We start from the raw sequence: 13,953 nt of genomic DNA on the forward strand, positions 1-13,953 counted from the left end.
AGTATTATATGATACTAACCCTTCCAATTTTACTTTAAGCTAAAGATCCTTTGCGCATAAGTTCCATCAGCCGCACCATTAGTATCATTCAATCCAAATGCTCGGATTAGAGGTTGACATGTTGCAGAAGCATCACCAGGCATACACATACCCATTGCCCCATAGGTATGACCAGTAAACAGTTTATCTACATCTAGAGAAATTTTCTGATTTCCTGGATTTATTTGACCTGTTAGCTGCACTGAAGTACGGAATTTTTTTGTACAATTTCCATAGTTAGGTGCACCACTACAATTAGTTGATCCAAGATGCAATAAAGTATAATTTGTTCCGTCATAACTGAACTCAATATTTGCATGTTTGTATCCACTGGTCCAAGCCCAATACATTGAACTAACATTAAGTGGTGCTGGTTGAACATTTTTATCCAAATGGTTTAATGATTCAGGAACTCCGACAGTAAATTGGATTCCTGTATAAGTTCCTGGAGCAACAGTGCCTAATACTTTCGTATTAGTTTCAGTTGTTTTTGAAGTTTCTAAATCAACAAGAGCAACACCATTAGATTGCCAAACATTGTCAGTTGCAAAGGACACCTCTGATGTTGATCCATCTGCACGTACTAACTTAATTTCCGAGATAAACAACCTGAAATCACTAAAACGAACTGTACGTGCATCTGCAAGGGTATTGGAACCAGAGGAAATCTTTTTCCCGTTTGCTAGCGCTTCAAATTCTAAACTCACTGGTTGGGGCCATGCCAAAGCTAAAAGTGTCAGAGTATCCTTGTCATCGGATTTGGAATTTGGATTACAAGATATAAATCCTGTTACCAAAATGAAAATAAAAAATGTTTTAAATAAATTCATAAATACCTAATATTCTAAATTGCTGTTTTTGTTTTATTACAGTAGATACAAAAAATCTACTGATTGAATCAACTTTAAGTTCAGAACTTAGATACGAGGTGGTCTTAGTAAAGTAGGGATTTTTCCTTCCAAAAGAGCGGAAGGAGACTCAGACATTGTATAAATGATATCAGAAGATGGAACCAAAATGATTGTTAGGTTTGGTCGATCCATTGTTTGGTGATGCATTCTCAATGAAACTGCATCTTTTTTTTGTTTTTTACAGGAGCAGAGATGGGCTTCTCCCGATTTTGCATCATGACAGCTAGGTTTGAGCGTCTCTTCCGAACTGTTTTCGTGTTCATGAGAAGATGTGACAGCAACGGAAGTTTCCCGATCCTCGGAAAAAAGTTGATCCTCAGAGTTCCCATGTTTTTCCTTTTTGGAACCATGATTACACTGACAAATTTTAGATGCAGACTCCACACAATAGCCAAGCAGCCCACTCCCTAAAAAAAGGAATTGAGTGCAAAGAAAAAGGGCCAAACTACCGGCAATCCACCGTTTGTAGAGCATCCACCCCATCTTTTGTCGCCCAACCCAAAAATCGAGCCATTTTTGGACAAATTTAGTGTCCCCCCTCCTGGCCTTTGAAAACATGGTATTGGAACCAATGCAAACGAGCTAGAGGCCATCAGATGAAACGCACGGAACTAGAACGCAGGGAAAGAGAACTGCGAAAGGCAGAAAAGAAAAAGATCCTACCTGGTCAAAAAGAGGCCATGAGCGTAGGGGATTACATTGACGCCCTTTTTGGAATGTTTCGCTATGATTCGGATGAGATTTTTAATGCATCCGATGACGAAAACATTTTAGAACTTCTGGAAAACATGAAAATGGAACACCCAGAAAAACAGTGGGATGTAATCATCCGAAAAGCAGTCAATAAAACCAAAGTCGAACAAAAAGAAAAGGCTTACGAGTCACTTCGTATCCTGGCAGGAATTCCTGCAGTCACTGCTTAATTCCTTTTTTTTCACTACAAACAGATTTACAAAGGAAGGTCTTCGTCCTATACTTGTGACCTTCCTGTATGAAATGGATCCTCACCTTCATTCTGTTATGTCTCTTTCATACAAACGTATTTGCTGACACTAAAAATTGTCCGAACACAACGCCTGTTGCGCTCTCCTCTCTACAAGGCAAAACTTTTGACCTATCCCATCACCTAACTTATTTTTCTAAAAACCCTTCCCTCCAAACGCTATCTGAGGTTTTAATTCACTTCCAAACATATCCTACAGAAAAATCGGAAGGTATCGTCCCGAACTTTGGAAATACTGACAAACAGTATTGGTTTTGTTTTATCATTCATAACGATGAAAATCATTACAAACGAATCATCACTTTTATAAAATACCCATTACTGGATGAGGTTAAATTTTTCGCCTTACGAGAATCAGGTGAAATTTCAGAAAACATCCAAGGTAGACTTTATCCATTTAGGAACAGAGAAAGAGATTATCGAGGATTCAGTTATGGAACTGACCTTTTGCCAAGTGAAACAGTCACTTATTTCGTAGGTGTCAAAACAGATAGTTCCATTTCTGTGCCACTCATGATCGCAGAAGAAAAAGATTTTGATAGTTTTGTTTCTTTGGATACTTTACTACAAGGTTTTTATTTCGGTATAGTGGGAGTGATGACTTTATACAATCTTTTTGTATATTTCATGGTTCGAGACAAAGCTTATATTTTTTATGTTTTATATTTATTTTTATCAGCAATTTTATTTCAATTTTCTATGCAAGGATTGTTTCCTGCACTTTTTTTTCCGTCCTCACCCGAATTAGTTTATCATACACATAATCCACTTTATTTTTTATTTTTAATTTCCTGTTTTCCGCTAAGTATCACTTTCATGAATTTAAAGGAAAACTCTCCTTTCGTTTACAAATGGTTTATAGCACTTAGTATCATTCCCACTATCTGCCTTTTTTTACTTCCTTTTTTACCTTACCGACTGATGAACAGGGCAGGAGATATATTTTCATTTTTACTCGCTTTTTTTGCTTTGGTAGTCTCTTTTTACATTGCTTACATAAAAAAATTCCCGCCTGCAAGATTTTATTTTTTTGGGTTTTTCTTTGTGATTGTTGGTGGACTTGCTACCGTTCTCAGGTACATGGGGTTTTTTCCTGTGAATGTTTTTACTGAAAATGCATTTCAGATCGGAACTGCTATCGAAGTATTACTAATGGCATTTGGTTTGGGTGATCGGATTTCTGTGGTTCGCAAAGAAAAAGACAAAATCCAATTCAAAGCAGAAATCAACAAACAAAAGTTAATCGCCTATGGAAAAGAACTAAAATTAGCCCAAAAACTACAAGAGTCAACCTTACCGCAAGTCTTACCCAAATTTCCAGGCCTTATCATCAAAACAGGATATTTTCCTGCTTCTTTGGTGGGTGGAGATTTTTATGACCTAACCGTTTATGGCAAACACCAAATTTGTGGACTCATTGCCGATGTTACGGGACACGGTGTACCTGCCGCCATTGAAGCTGCCATGTTAAAAATTGCTTATATGCAAACTTTGGCCTTTGCCAATAAACCTGGAAAAGTTTTAGAGAGCATCAATGTTTCTCTTGCCGGTAATTATAAAAACCAATTTTTAACTGCCAGTGCGATCTTTATCGATTTGGAACAAAAACTATTAAAAGTAGCTAATGCTGGACATCCCGCCTTATACAAGTTTAATGAAGAATCCGCATTCATTGAAGTCATTCGACCTAAAGGCAAACTCATAGGATATGCAAAAGAAGTCCAGTATCCAGAAGAAACTTACAAACTCGCAACCGGAGATAAAATTTTACTATTTACCGATGGGATTTGGGATTTATGGGAAAATGGTGATTCAGGAGAAGAGGAATTAATTCAGTGGTTGCTCAAAAGAAAAGCGGAATCAGTGGAATCTTTGTATGGTGGGATTGATGAACACATTCGCCTACGGAACAAAGAAGGTCCCGCAGACGATGATATAACATTGATTCTATTTGAAATTACTTAATCAAATTAAGCGGACTAAACGTCCGCATAAATCGCTGCATTGAGTAGTCTGGAAATATTGTCTAAGTTACGAGATACATCACGGTAAAGTAGAGCTGGCATCAAATTGTCTTTTTTCTGATACTTTTTCTTCTTCACTTTAGAATCGTTCTTTTTGATGGAACGAATCATTTGGAAACGATACTCACGACTTTGGTTACGAATTTGTGGATTCCCAAGGATATCAAAAGTTTCACTTTGATCCAAGTTCACGAGCAAAATGTCATAATGGTGTTTGAGTAAATCCATTTGTTCTTTTACAGAATTACCGAACGTTTTGTCCAAAGATACTTTTTGGCGGTGAGATTTTCTCATTTTTCGTGCAATGGAGGCAAAGTTATCACCCATTTCTTCCACTGCCTTCACCCTTTCCATAATTCCTAATACATCTTTTGCATAGTTTCCAGTAATCCCAGTTTCTTGGATTTGGTTTAAGTAAGTGAGCACTTCTGTACGAACTTGGTCCAACTCTTCTTCTTTTTTTAATACCTGAAGGACACGAGCAGCATCATAAGGTTGTAACAAAATTTGTTCTGTCAACCTTAGGAAATCATAAGTATCACGAATGATTTTTTTCGTGAACTCCACTAGTTCCACCATCGCAAGTTCCGTTGTTTTTACAGCACCGGCTTGCAAAAGTCGAATGGAATCTTTGTCTTTTCCTGTTTTGGAAGCTAGGCCATCAACAATGGCACTTACCACTTTCGAAATTGTATTCACAAACCAAATGAGGACCAGAGTATTTGTGATGTTAAACATTGTATGGAATAAAGAAATATGGAATCTAGTTGATTCTTTATCTGTGAGTGGATCTCCAGGAATCAAATCATCTACAATGCCAGTAAACAGTTTGAAAAATAGGAGTGCCCAAACCACACCGAACACATTGAACATAGTGTGAGCCAGTGCTGCTTTTTTAGCGTTTCGATTTCCCGGAATGGCTGCTAGGTTGGCAGTAATTGTAGTTCCAATGTTTTCCCCAAGGATCATACCATAGGCCGCATCAATCGGGATATAACCTGAGAATGCAAGTGTAATGGTGATGGTTGTGGAAGCAGAAGAAGATTGAATCACAATCGTTAGTAAGGCACCAATCAATACAAACAACAATATGGTGTTGAATCCCATATTTGTGTATTGTTGTAAGAATAGAAAACTATCTGGATCCTTTGCACTGTCAGGAACAGATGTTTTTAAATAATCCAATCCTAAAAACAAAAATCCAAATCCAATGAGGAAACTTCCCCAACCGGATCTGCTTTCTTTGCGTGAAAAATTTAAGATCACCCCTGCTGCCACAGCTGGTAATGCGAACGATGCAATATTAAATTTAAATCCTAAAAAGGATACAATCCATGCCGTGATAGTGGTTCCAATGTTGGCCCCCATGATCACACCGATGGCTTGGGCGAGTGAAATTAAACCTGCATTCACAAATCCAACAACAAGTACGGTGGTTGCCGAACTGGATTGTATTGTAGATGTAATAAATAGTCCGCTGAACACAGCAGAAACTCTGTTTCGCGTCATAGACGAAAGAAAGGAACGAAGCCGATCTCCCGCCACGCGTTGTAAGGACTCACTTAGTAATTTCATCCCGTAGATGAAAATCCCGAGCCCACCTAAAACTTGAATGAGTAGTGACCAATTCATAGATGTAATATTTCCAAGGTTCAATTTCTTTGATTACAATTTGGTACCAACCTTTTATTCGGTTGCAGTATTTTTTTCCATTGGTATAATGTAATGAATATGTCAAAAACCATCAGCAAAGGAATGGTTGTAGGATTTTCCTATCACCTAAAGAACGCCCAGGGAGAAACTCTGGACCAATCAGACGAACCACTATTATACCTCCACGGCTGGCAAAATATTATTCCCGGTTTGGAAAAAGAATTAGAAGGATTAGTGAACGGAGATTCTAAAAATGTAACTGTACCACCTGAAGATGGTTATGGGACATATAACGAAGCGCTTATTTTTCAAGTTCCCAAAACAGAACTTCCACCCGAAGCAGAGTTAGAGGTGGGAATGGAATTCCAAACGGACACGCCCGAAGGTAGAATGGTTCTATATTTACAAGAGGTTCGTGATGCCGATGTCATTCTGAACGGCAATCACCCGTTAGCTGGAGAAACCCTCCACTTCGATGTTACGATTAAATCCATTCGTGAAGCCACGGAAGAAGAATTACAACACGGTCACGTGCACGGTCCAGGCGGACACCACCACCACTAGAAATCTCTTTTTTCGCAATTTTCTCTCTGGGTCTTCTTTCAGATTGCTTTTTTTAGAAAGGGTAATTACACTGACAGAAGATTCAGAGTATTGTTGATTTTCACCGCCGAAGTAGTCCTTTCAAGCTTGCACGCTGGTAGCTTTCCCAAGTTTTTCCCTGCATTTTTCTGGAGTTCTTACCCAAAATCCCTTTTAGGGTTCCGACGATTGTAAATCTAGAATTCCCGAGTCAACTTTAACAAACAGGACAAAAACTATGTCAGTAAACATTTACGTTGGCAACCTCTCTTACGATATGACTGAAGGTAAACTCAGTGAGCTTTTCGGAGCACACGGAGCAGTAACTTCTGCAAAAATCATCACTGACCAGTATTCTGGCCGTTCTAAAGGTTTCGGATTCATCGAAATGAAAGATGGAAAAGAAGCTGATAACGCGATCAAAGATCTTAACGGAAAAAACATTCTTAACCGTGAGATGAAAGTAAACATCGCAAAACCTAAAACAAACAACTGGAGATAATCCAAGTTTGTTAAAAACCGCCGCATAACTTGAAGTTACGCGGCGTTTTTTTTTTGCCTTTTTGATTTTTTACATTTAATTTCCTAACAAACTCCCGTCTCAAAATCAGCTAATCTTAACAAATTCCGAATCAATTCGTTCACCTTTCTTTATCTTATCTCGTTGACATTTGATCGATCACCATTTAGTATTACGGTAGAGGTATCGATATGGGAAAAGTGATAGTCTCACCAAAATTTCAAGTGGTCATTCCAAAAGAAATTCGTGAACAAATCGGTGTTAAAGCTGGTATGAAACTCGAAATGATAACTTTTGGAAATCGAATGGAGTTAATCCCTATTGAACCAATTAAAAAATTGAAAGGTTCTTTAGCCGGTATGGACAGGAAATTAGATCGAGATAGAGATCGAATTTGAATGTAGTTGATTCTTCCGGATGGTTAGAGTATTTCGGTGGCACGAATCGAGCGAATTTATTTTCTGAAGCTATTGAAAAAACAGAAACCTTGCTTGTTCCAAGTTTGTCTTTATTTGAAATTTTCAAAAAAGTTTATAAAGAAAAGGGTGAAGACCTTGCACTTAGAATTGTAGCCCATATGCAACTCGGCAAGGTAATCAATTTGGATTCGAGAATTTCTATTTATGCGGCAAAGATCAGTGTAGAAAAGTCAATTCCGATGGCAGATAGCATCATTTACGCAACAGCCCAATTAAATAAAGCAACACTTTGGACACAAGACAATGATTTCAGGGGTCTAGCAGGGGTTAAGTTTTTCGATAAATAGAAAGTTAAAGTTAGAATAGTCCGAAAAAACGTATTTTCAATCGCCACATTTCTCTAGTTTTAATTTTTCCATCTTAACAAACTTCATCTATAAATTAAAAAAATCGATCTTATTTTCCAATCCCTTCCTACAATACCAACTTGTATTTTCCCTTCATCTTCTCGATTTGTTCTTCTGGAATCTGATGTACGTTGTTTCCGCCATGTCGATTTTCCACTGTCACGATAAATATCCTATATCCGTATTCTTTCGCTAAACGGACGTAAGGTTCCATCTCCCAATCTAAAGTAAACGTATTGTCTACAATCACAAACGGGATTTCCTGTTCGAGCGCTTGTTTTGTTTTGGATTCACATTCTTTGTAAGCTAAATGGTTTTTTTGATAATCAAAATGATAATTACCGGCTTCATCTTCAAAATAGGAATCAATCGAAAAGATAGGTGCGCCATTGGTAATAGAAATGGCTTTGGCTAAACTTGTTTTTCCTGAACCGGGAATTCCTCGTAAGGTAAGTAAAGTTTTTGTTTGTTCGATGGAAGTGAGATCTATTCTCAAATTTTCTGAATTCTTAGATTCCATTTTCCAAATCTTGATTCTTTTTCCAGGCAGGGAAAGAGAAAAATCTAGCCTAGAATGATTCTATCTGAAAGAATAGAGCAGAAACAAGGAGACTTTTGTGTCATACGAAGCGTATAAACTCATCCATATTTTCGGAATGTATCTTTTATTTTTATCCCTCGGCGGAATTACCCTCTACACCATCAATGGGGGAAAAAAATCGGAAAACAAATTCAAAGCAGCGGCAGCTATCTTTCATGGTATAGGACTTTTACTTTTGATCGTTGCAGGATTTGGACTGATGAAGTTCCGAGGAATTTCTCATTCAGCACTCCCAGTTTGGGTGATTTTGAAAATCGTCATCTGGCTTGCGTTTGGTGGACTTTTGGCAATGGCATCTAAAAAAGAAAAATTTGCTAAAATCCTTTGGTTTGTATTTCCACTTTTGGGACTCGCAGCAGCTTACTTAGCTTTTTACCAACCGTTTTAATTTTCTAAAACAAAAAACTCCTGCAGATTCTAATGTAGGAGTTTCCCATTTTTTCATCCCTACCATTTTCTTTTTCGATTCTCCAAACAAACTCTGTCTACTTAAAGAATACAATGAATCTCTAATGATTTGTGAGGGAATATGAAAACAAGAATCGAAACCGACTCTATGGGTGAAATCGAAGTGGAGAACTCTCGTTATTGGGGTGCCCAAACGGAGCGTTCCCTCCACCACTTTCATATAGGCACTGATAGATTTCCCAGAGAAATGATTCGAGCTTTCGGGATATTAAAAAAATGCGCAGCTCTCACGAATCATAATCTGGGAATTTTATCCAAAGAAAAAACAGATCTCATCGTAAATGCGGCCGAAGAAGTCATCGAAGGTAAATTGGATGACCACTTTCCTCTTGCGGTTTGGCAAACGGGATCGGGAACACAAACCAATATGAATGTGAACGAAGTCATATCCAACCGTGCCATCGAAATGGCAGGTGGAGTTCTTGGTTCGAAAACACCCATCCATCCGAATGATGATGTCAACAAAGCCCAAAGTTCAAACGATACTTTTCCCACTGCCATGCACATTGCTTGTGCCGAACAACTCGTACACAAACTCATTCCCGCCTTACAAACACTGCATGACACTTTGGAAAAAAAATCAAAAGATTTTAAAAGTATCATAAAAATTGGCCGAACTCATTTGCAGGATGCCACTCCTATTACTTTAGGCCAGGAATTTTCAGGTTATGTACAACAGCTTTTTTATTCGATTGAGAGAGTCAAACGAGTGTTACCTTCTGTTTACCGATTGGCTATTGGGGGAACTGCCGTAGGAACTGGACTCAATACCCATCCTAAATTTGCAGCGGATGCAGCTGCTGCCATTGCGAAAGAAACAGGACTTCCTTTTGTCAGTGCAGAAAACAAATTTGAGGCATTGGCTGCCCATGATTCCCTTGTGGAAGTGAGTGGAGTTTTAAAAACCATCGCTTGTTCCCTTATGAAAATCTCAAACGATATCAGGTGGTTGGCCTCTGGCCCACGCGCAGGGATTGGCGAAATTTCCATTCCCGAAAACGAACCTGGCTCTTCGATTATGCCAGGAAAAGTCAATCCAACACAATCCGAAGCCATGACCATGGTGGCCGCTCAAGTCATCGGAAATGATGTGGCCGTGAACGTGGGTGGTGCTTCAGGAAATTTTGAATTAAACGTATTTAAACCTTTGATTATTTTTAATGTACTCAATTCCATACGACTGTTAGCGGATGTTACTTTGTCATTTGAAGAACATTGTGCCAGAGGTATTGAACCAAACCTTGAAACGATCGAACAGAATTTAAACCGTTCACTGATGCTTGTAACGGCACTGAATCCGCACATCGGGTATGACAATGCTGCAAAAATTGCAAAACTGGCTCACAAAGAAAATTCTACCTTAAAAGAAGCTGGGATCAAATTAGGAATTTTAACTGCCGAACAGTTTGATCTTTGGGTAAAACCGGAAGAGATGATTTAAAATCACTTTCTATTCTAAAATACAAACTGTATTGAGTAGATATGGTTCTCTGTTTGTAATCTCACTTAGACTGAGTTTTCAAAGTAGTCCGAATTTTATCCCAGTAGTTTTGGCGCCAACTTTCTTCCACATCAGGGATCAGTTCTTTCGGAACACCGCGGTGTGTGAGTACAACTTCTGTTCCGCCTTCAGAAGTTTCTTTCAATGTAAAGGTAGCCATTGAAAAAATTCCTTCGGGAAAATCGGATCTTCTCCATGCTTGCACCATTCGTTTTGAAGGTGCAAGATCAACGATGATTCCGGAAACCTTTCCAGACATGGTGGAAAATGTTCCACCGATCTGATTGCTAATCACAGCCGTTTCCCCTGTAAGGGAAGTAACTTTCTTTGAATCAGAAATGCACTGGTAAATTGTCTTAGGTGAGGCTTTAAATTTTACTTTCTGTTTAATTGTTTTACACATCGTTTGGTTTTAATTCAACATTTGGAAAAAATCATTTCCTTTATCATCCACTACGATAAAGGCAGGAAAGTTCTCCACATCAATGGACCAAACAGCTTCCATTCCTAACTCAGGAAAATCCAACACTTCTACCTTTTTGATATTTTCTTTGGCAAGTAATGCGGCAGGTCCTCCGATGGATCCGAGATAAAACCCGCCGTTCTTTTTGCAACTATCGGTAACCACTTTGGAACGGTTCCCTTTGGCAAGTGAGATCATCGAATAACCTTTTTCTTGGAAAAGAGGAACGTAACTATCCATACGGCCCGCTGTTGTTGGACCGAATGAACCGGAAGGCATTCCTTCTGGAGTTTTGGCAGGACCTGCATAATACACAGGATGGTTTTTGAAATAATCAGGAAGCGGTTCTCCCTTATCCAATTTTTCCTTTAACTTTGCATGAGCAATGTCACGAGCAACAACGAGGCGACCCGACAACATAACACGCGTTTTCACAGGATACTTAGTAAGAACTTTTAGAATTTCAGGCATTGGTTGATTAAGATTGATATGAACTGATTCGGTGTTAGAATCTACATCATCAATGGTTGGTAAAAACTTAGATGGATCATATTCTAGTTTTTCTATATAAATTCCATCTTTTGTAATTTTTGCTTTGATGTTACGATCGGCACTGCAACTCACACCAAGTCCCACCGGACAAGAAGCACCATGGCGAGGAAGTCGAATGACTTTAAAATCATGGGCCAAATACTTTCCACCAAACTGAGCTCCAATCCCTGATTTTTGAGCTGCCAATAACATTTTTTCTTCCAGTTCTATGTCTCGGAATGCAGATCCAAATTTGTCTCCTTTGGTTGGCAAATGATCTAAATATCCAGCTGACGCTAGTTTTACGGTCTTTAAATTGGCTTCTGCTGACGTTCCTCCAATCACCACAGCGATGTGGTAAGGTGGACAGGCTGCTGTTCCTAAGTTGGATACTTTTTCTGTGATGAACTTTTCGAGTGAGGCCGGATTGAGAAGTGCCTTCGTTTCTTGGAAAAGGTAAGTTTTGTTCGCAGACCCACCACCTTTTGCCAAAAATAAGAAACTGTATTTGTCACCAGGAGTGGAATAAATATCAATTTGGGCTGGCAAATTAGAACCGGAATTGACTTCGTCATACATAGTGAGAGGAACCACTTGTGAATAACGTAAGTTTCGGTTTACATACGTATTATAAATTCCGCGAGAAAGTGCTTCCGCATCATCACCGCCTGTGATCACGTATTCCCCTTTTTTTGCCATCACAATCCCGGTTCCTGTATCTTGACAAGAAGGGAGTTGTTTGTCAGCAGCAATCACAGCATTTTTAAGAAGAGCCATAGCCACAAAGCGATCATTAGGTGTTGCTTCCGGATCGTCTAAAATTTTACGAACTTTTTCGAGGTGGGCAGTTCTTAGATAAAAAGAGATGTCTTCCATTGCTTTTTCGGCAAGGAAGGTAAGCCCTTCCGGTTCCACTTTTAAAATTTCTTTATCACCAAAGGGGACAGTGCTTACAAAATCTTTTGTTAATAATTTGTATTCGGTAGTGTCTTCTTTTAAAGGAAAAGGATCGGCGTAAAAAAACTCTGGCATGGGAACCTCTATTTATAACTTCTAATCTCGAGGGATTCCTCGTTTCGTAAATGAATTTTTGCAGAGGCTTTTTGAAACACTTACTGGAAATAGGAAAACGGGATGGGAAAAAAGCGTTTTCATTCTCCAAAACCAGTCTATAACAAAGGAAAATGAAGCAGAACCTAATTTACATATTTCTTGTTTCTGTCTCTTCGATGATTTTTGCGGAAGGCGAAGGTCGGGAAACAGAAAGACCATTACCAGAGGGAAACAGTAAAAAATCAGAGTGGAGTTTGCTTTTAAAAAGACAGACCTACCAATACCTTCCTTACGAATATACTTCTCTCACTGATAAAAACGAATCCATTGTCCCCACTCGTTCCAGCTCGGCTTTGAAAGAAAATGGAAAGGTTCTCATTCCCTTTGTATTCAGTTATGAAAACATAGAAAAAGGTTTCAAAGTGGATCTTTCTTATTTTGAAATTGAAATCGTAAACGCAAATACTCTACTTTACCAACAGTCGGCCCAAGGTGGAAATGTATCCCGGTTTTATCTTTCTCCGACGGCTCGCTCTGAGTTTGAACTAAACCTTTACCAAACATTTTTACTTAACAAAGATTGGAAATTATATCTGGGAGGTGGGGTTCGTAATATCAACAGATATCTCTATGGGAACTATTTAGGCCAAGGAACCTTCAAAGAATATTTTTTTACGTATGGCCCGCAAGTTTCTGTCCAATCTATCTACCAACTCACCGAAGAATTGGCATTCCAACTAACAATGGATGTATTCTACACACAAGGCACTCGGTTTTTCAAACAACCCAACTTAATGGAGGACAGATTCCAATATTCCCTATCCACTACCGGTACAGAAGGAATCTTTCGCGGTTATGAATGGGATAGTTCTCTCTCCTATTCGTTTCATCCGAATATGAAATTTTTTGTGGGTTATAATATGATTGTTTCTAAGTTCTCCTATTTGCATTACGATGAAATTCAATTTAGCCGTAACACTGCAAATTTAGGATCACAGAATCCTTCCGTGACAGACAATTGGGAATGGAACCTCCCGAAAAAATCAGAAAACTTTGAACGTTTGCGTGGGATTTATTTGGGAATGATGGTTAGTTTTTAAGGAATCTTTTGGGAACAGGTTGGATTCACATGGTTCATTGTTGTCTAAAATAGGATGGACACAAATGTTTTTGACCAACTTGCAAAAGAGTATGATACAAACGAAAGAATAGAATTAGCAAAAATCATTGCCAGTGCCGTGCAAACAGAATGCCAAAATAGCCAATCAAAAACTTTATTTGACTATGGTTGTGGCACGGGTCTTGTCGGCCTTACCTTAACATCTTTAGTGGAACATGTACTTTTGATTGATGCATCAGAACCCATGTTAGACATTGTCCGAGAAAAAATCAAAAGAACCAACATACACAATGCAGAGGTAATCCACTCCAACTTTCTGCAAAATTCGAAAACAAAAAAAGCAGATATTTTACTGGTTTCTTTGGTTCTTTTGCATATCCCCGATACAAAAAAGATTTTAAAGTTTTTTTATGAAATTCTAAATCCCCAAGGAAAGATCATCCTAGTTGATTTTGATAAAAATGAAAAGATAAATCATCCTAAAGTGCATAACGGATTTACCGATTTAGAAATTAAGTCCTTACTCTCTGCAGTTGGGTTTCATAATATAAATAAAAATACGTTTTATCATGGAAAAAATATTTTTATGAAAGAAGATGCTTCGCTATTTTTGGCAACAGGGATCAAATAATATTATAAAAAGTCAATACTGAAAACT

At 38.4% G+C, this 13,953-nt stretch carries 16 protein-coding genes; 10 read left to right on the forward strand and 6 right to left on the reverse strand.

Annotated features, from left to right (window positions below):
* Positions 1-29 precede the first annotated feature (29 nt).
* Both EHQ31_RS12135 and EHQ31_RS12140 read right to left on the reverse strand, forming a co-directional pair.
* Complete coding sequence (locus EHQ31_RS12135) at positions 30-869, reverse strand: MbnP family copper-binding protein (RefSeq protein ID WP_135573356.1); 840 nt, start codon at positions 867-869, stop codon at positions 30-32.
* 87 nt (positions 870-956) lie between these two features.
* Positions 957-1,424, reverse strand: coding sequence for an LIC_11090 family protein (locus tag EHQ31_RS12140; protein ID WP_135573354.1), 468 nt, complete (start codon positions 1,422-1,424; stop codon positions 957-959).
* Positions 1,425-1,546: 122 nt separating this feature from the next.
* Between EHQ31_RS12140 and EHQ31_RS12145 the strand changes: the two genes are divergently transcribed.
* On the forward strand, positions 1,547-1,873 hold the full coding sequence (locus tag EHQ31_RS12145; RefSeq protein ID WP_135573352.1) for an LB_289 family protein: 327 nt from the start codon (positions 1,547-1,549) through the stop codon (positions 1,871-1,873).
* Between the two features lie 68 nt (positions 1,874-1,941).
* Positions 1,942-3,918, forward strand: coding sequence for a 7TM diverse intracellular signaling domain-containing protein (locus EHQ31_RS12150; protein WP_135573350.1), 1,977 nt, complete (start codon positions 1,942-1,944; stop codon positions 3,916-3,918).
* 14 nt (positions 3,919-3,932) lie between these two features.
* Here the strand turns inward: EHQ31_RS12150 and EHQ31_RS12155 are convergent, their stop codons facing one another.
* On the reverse strand, positions 3,933-5,609 hold the full coding sequence (locus EHQ31_RS12155; protein ID WP_135573348.1) for a Na/Pi cotransporter family protein: 1,677 nt from the start codon (positions 5,607-5,609) through the stop codon (positions 3,933-3,935).
* Between the two features lie 93 nt (positions 5,610-5,702).
* Here EHQ31_RS12155 and EHQ31_RS12160 point away from each other — a divergent pair, with 93 nt between their 5' ends.
* The 4 genes from EHQ31_RS12160 (at position 5,703) to EHQ31_RS12175 (ending at position 7,498) form a co-directional block, all read left to right on the forward strand.
* Positions 5,703-6,194, forward strand: coding sequence for an FKBP-type peptidyl-prolyl cis-trans isomerase (locus EHQ31_RS12160; protein ID WP_135573346.1), 492 nt, complete (start codon positions 5,703-5,705; stop codon positions 6,192-6,194).
* 256 nt (positions 6,195-6,450) lie between these two features.
* Positions 6,451-6,714, forward strand: a complete 264-nt coding sequence (locus EHQ31_RS12165; RefSeq protein ID WP_012390051.1) for an RNA recognition motif domain-containing protein — start codon at positions 6,451-6,453, stop codon at positions 6,712-6,714.
* Between the two features lie 209 nt (positions 6,715-6,923).
* Positions 6,924-7,130 carry an AbrB/MazE/SpoVT family DNA-binding domain-containing protein gene (locus tag EHQ31_RS12170; protein ID WP_135573344.1) on the forward strand — a complete coding sequence of 69 codons (207 nt, stop codon included), beginning with the start codon at positions 6,924-6,926 and terminating at the stop codon, positions 7,128-7,130.
* Complete coding sequence (locus tag EHQ31_RS12175) at positions 7,127-7,498, forward strand: type II toxin-antitoxin system VapC family toxin (RefSeq protein WP_135573342.1); 372 nt, start codon at positions 7,127-7,129, stop codon at positions 7,496-7,498. Before EHQ31_RS12170 ends, EHQ31_RS12175 begins: the two co-directional genes overlap by 4 nt.
* Before the next feature lie 127 nt (positions 7,499-7,625).
* Here the strand turns inward: EHQ31_RS12175 and EHQ31_RS12180 are convergent, their stop codons facing one another.
* Positions 7,626-8,078 (reverse strand): AAA family ATPase, encoded by a 453-nt coding sequence (locus EHQ31_RS12180; RefSeq protein ID WP_135573340.1) that lies wholly within the window; start codon positions 8,076-8,078, stop codon positions 7,626-7,628.
* A 136-nt stretch (positions 8,079-8,214) separates the two neighbouring features.
* Here EHQ31_RS12180 and EHQ31_RS12185 point away from each other — a divergent pair, with 136 nt between their 5' ends.
* Positions 8,215-8,547, forward strand: coding sequence for a hypothetical protein (locus EHQ31_RS12185; RefSeq protein ID WP_208652779.1), 333 nt, complete (start codon positions 8,215-8,217; stop codon positions 8,545-8,547).
* 141 nt (positions 8,548-8,688) lie between these two features.
* The gene (fumC, locus tag EHQ31_RS12190; RefSeq protein WP_135573336.1) at positions 8,689-10,068 is read left to right on the forward strand and encodes a class II fumarate hydratase; all 1,380 of its coding nucleotides are present in this window, start codon (positions 8,689-8,691) and stop codon (positions 10,066-10,068) included.
* A gap of 61 nt (positions 10,069-10,129) precedes the next feature.
* On the opposite strand, the gene EHQ31_RS12195 is transcribed toward fumC, so the two are convergent.
* Entirely contained in the window at positions 10,130-10,531 is a 402-nt protein-coding gene (locus tag EHQ31_RS12195) for an SRPBCC domain-containing protein (RefSeq protein WP_135573334.1), read from the reverse strand.
* Positions 10,532-10,540: 9 nt separating this feature from the next.
* On the reverse strand, positions 10,541-12,154 hold the full coding sequence (locus EHQ31_RS12200; protein ID WP_135573332.1) for a fumarate hydratase: 1,614 nt from the start codon (positions 12,152-12,154) through the stop codon (positions 10,541-10,543).
* Between the two features lie 152 nt (positions 12,155-12,306).
* On the opposite strand from EHQ31_RS12200, the gene EHQ31_RS12205 reads away from it, so the two are divergent.
* Together EHQ31_RS12205 and EHQ31_RS12210 are read left to right on the forward strand one after the other, a co-directional pair.
* Positions 12,307-13,275, forward strand: a complete 969-nt coding sequence (locus tag EHQ31_RS12205; RefSeq protein ID WP_135573330.1) for an LA_2444/LA_4059 family outer membrane protein — start codon at positions 12,307-12,309, stop codon at positions 13,273-13,275.
* A gap of 54 nt (positions 13,276-13,329) precedes the next feature.
* Positions 13,330-13,926, forward strand: a complete 597-nt coding sequence (locus EHQ31_RS12210) for a class I SAM-dependent DNA methyltransferase (protein WP_135573328.1) — start codon at positions 13,330-13,332, stop codon at positions 13,924-13,926.
* Positions 13,927-13,953 lie beyond the last annotated feature (27 nt).

Origin of the sequence: Leptospira montravelensis, assembly GCF_004770045.1 — a bacterium.
Lineage (GTDB): Bacteria > Spirochaetota > Leptospiria > Leptospirales > Leptospiraceae > Leptospira_A > Leptospira_A montravelensis.

What these genes read in the sequence shown, in the direction of transcription:
- EHQ31_RS12135 (WP_135573356.1), bottom strand. Translation starts at nt 869, where the DNA reads ATGAATTTATTTAAAACATTTTTTATTTTCATTTTGGTAACAGGATTT.
- EHQ31_RS12140 (WP_135573354.1), bottom strand. Translation starts at nt 1,424, where the DNA reads ATGCTCTACAAACGGTGGATTGCCGGTAGTTTGGCCCTTTTTCTTTGC.
- EHQ31_RS12145 (WP_135573352.1), top strand. Translation starts at nt 1,547, where the DNA reads ATGAAACGCACGGAACTAGAACGCAGGGAAAGAGAACTGCGAAAGGCA.
- EHQ31_RS12150 (WP_135573350.1), top strand. Translation starts at nt 1,942, where the DNA reads ATGAAATGGATCCTCACCTTCATTCTGTTATGTCTCTTTCATACAAAC.
- EHQ31_RS12155 (WP_135573348.1), bottom strand. Translation starts at nt 5,609, where the DNA reads ATGAATTGGTCACTACTCATTCAAGTTTTAGGTGGGCTCGGGATTTTC.
- EHQ31_RS12160 (WP_135573346.1), top strand. Translation starts at nt 5,703, where the DNA reads ATGAATATGTCAAAAACCATCAGCAAAGGAATGGTTGTAGGATTTTCC.
- EHQ31_RS12165 (WP_012390051.1), top strand. Translation starts at nt 6,451, where the DNA reads ATGTCAGTAAACATTTACGTTGGCAACCTCTCTTACGATATGACTGAA.
- EHQ31_RS12170 (WP_135573344.1), top strand. Translation starts at nt 6,924, where the DNA reads ATGGGAAAAGTGATAGTCTCACCAAAATTTCAAGTGGTCATTCCAAAA.
- EHQ31_RS12180 (WP_135573340.1), bottom strand. Translation starts at nt 8,078, where the DNA reads ATGGAATCTAAGAATTCAGAAAATTTGAGAATAGATCTCACTTCCATC.
- EHQ31_RS12185 (WP_208652779.1), top strand. Translation starts at nt 8,215, where the DNA reads ATGTATCTTTTATTTTTATCCCTCGGCGGAATTACCCTCTACACCATC.
- fumC (WP_135573336.1), top strand. Translation starts at nt 8,689, where the DNA reads ATGAAAACAAGAATCGAAACCGACTCTATGGGTGAAATCGAAGTGGAG.
- EHQ31_RS12195 (WP_135573334.1), bottom strand. Translation starts at nt 10,531, where the DNA reads ATGTGTAAAACAATTAAACAGAAAGTAAAATTTAAAGCCTCACCTAAG.
- EHQ31_RS12200 (WP_135573332.1), bottom strand. Translation starts at nt 12,154, where the DNA reads ATGCCAGAGTTTTTTTACGCCGATCCTTTTCCTTTAAAAGAAGACACT.
- EHQ31_RS12205 (WP_135573330.1), top strand. Translation starts at nt 12,307, where the DNA reads ATGAAGCAGAACCTAATTTACATATTTCTTGTTTCTGTCTCTTCGATG.
- EHQ31_RS12210 (WP_135573328.1), top strand. Translation starts at nt 13,330, where the DNA reads ATGGACACAAATGTTTTTGACCAACTTGCAAAAGAGTATGATACAAAC.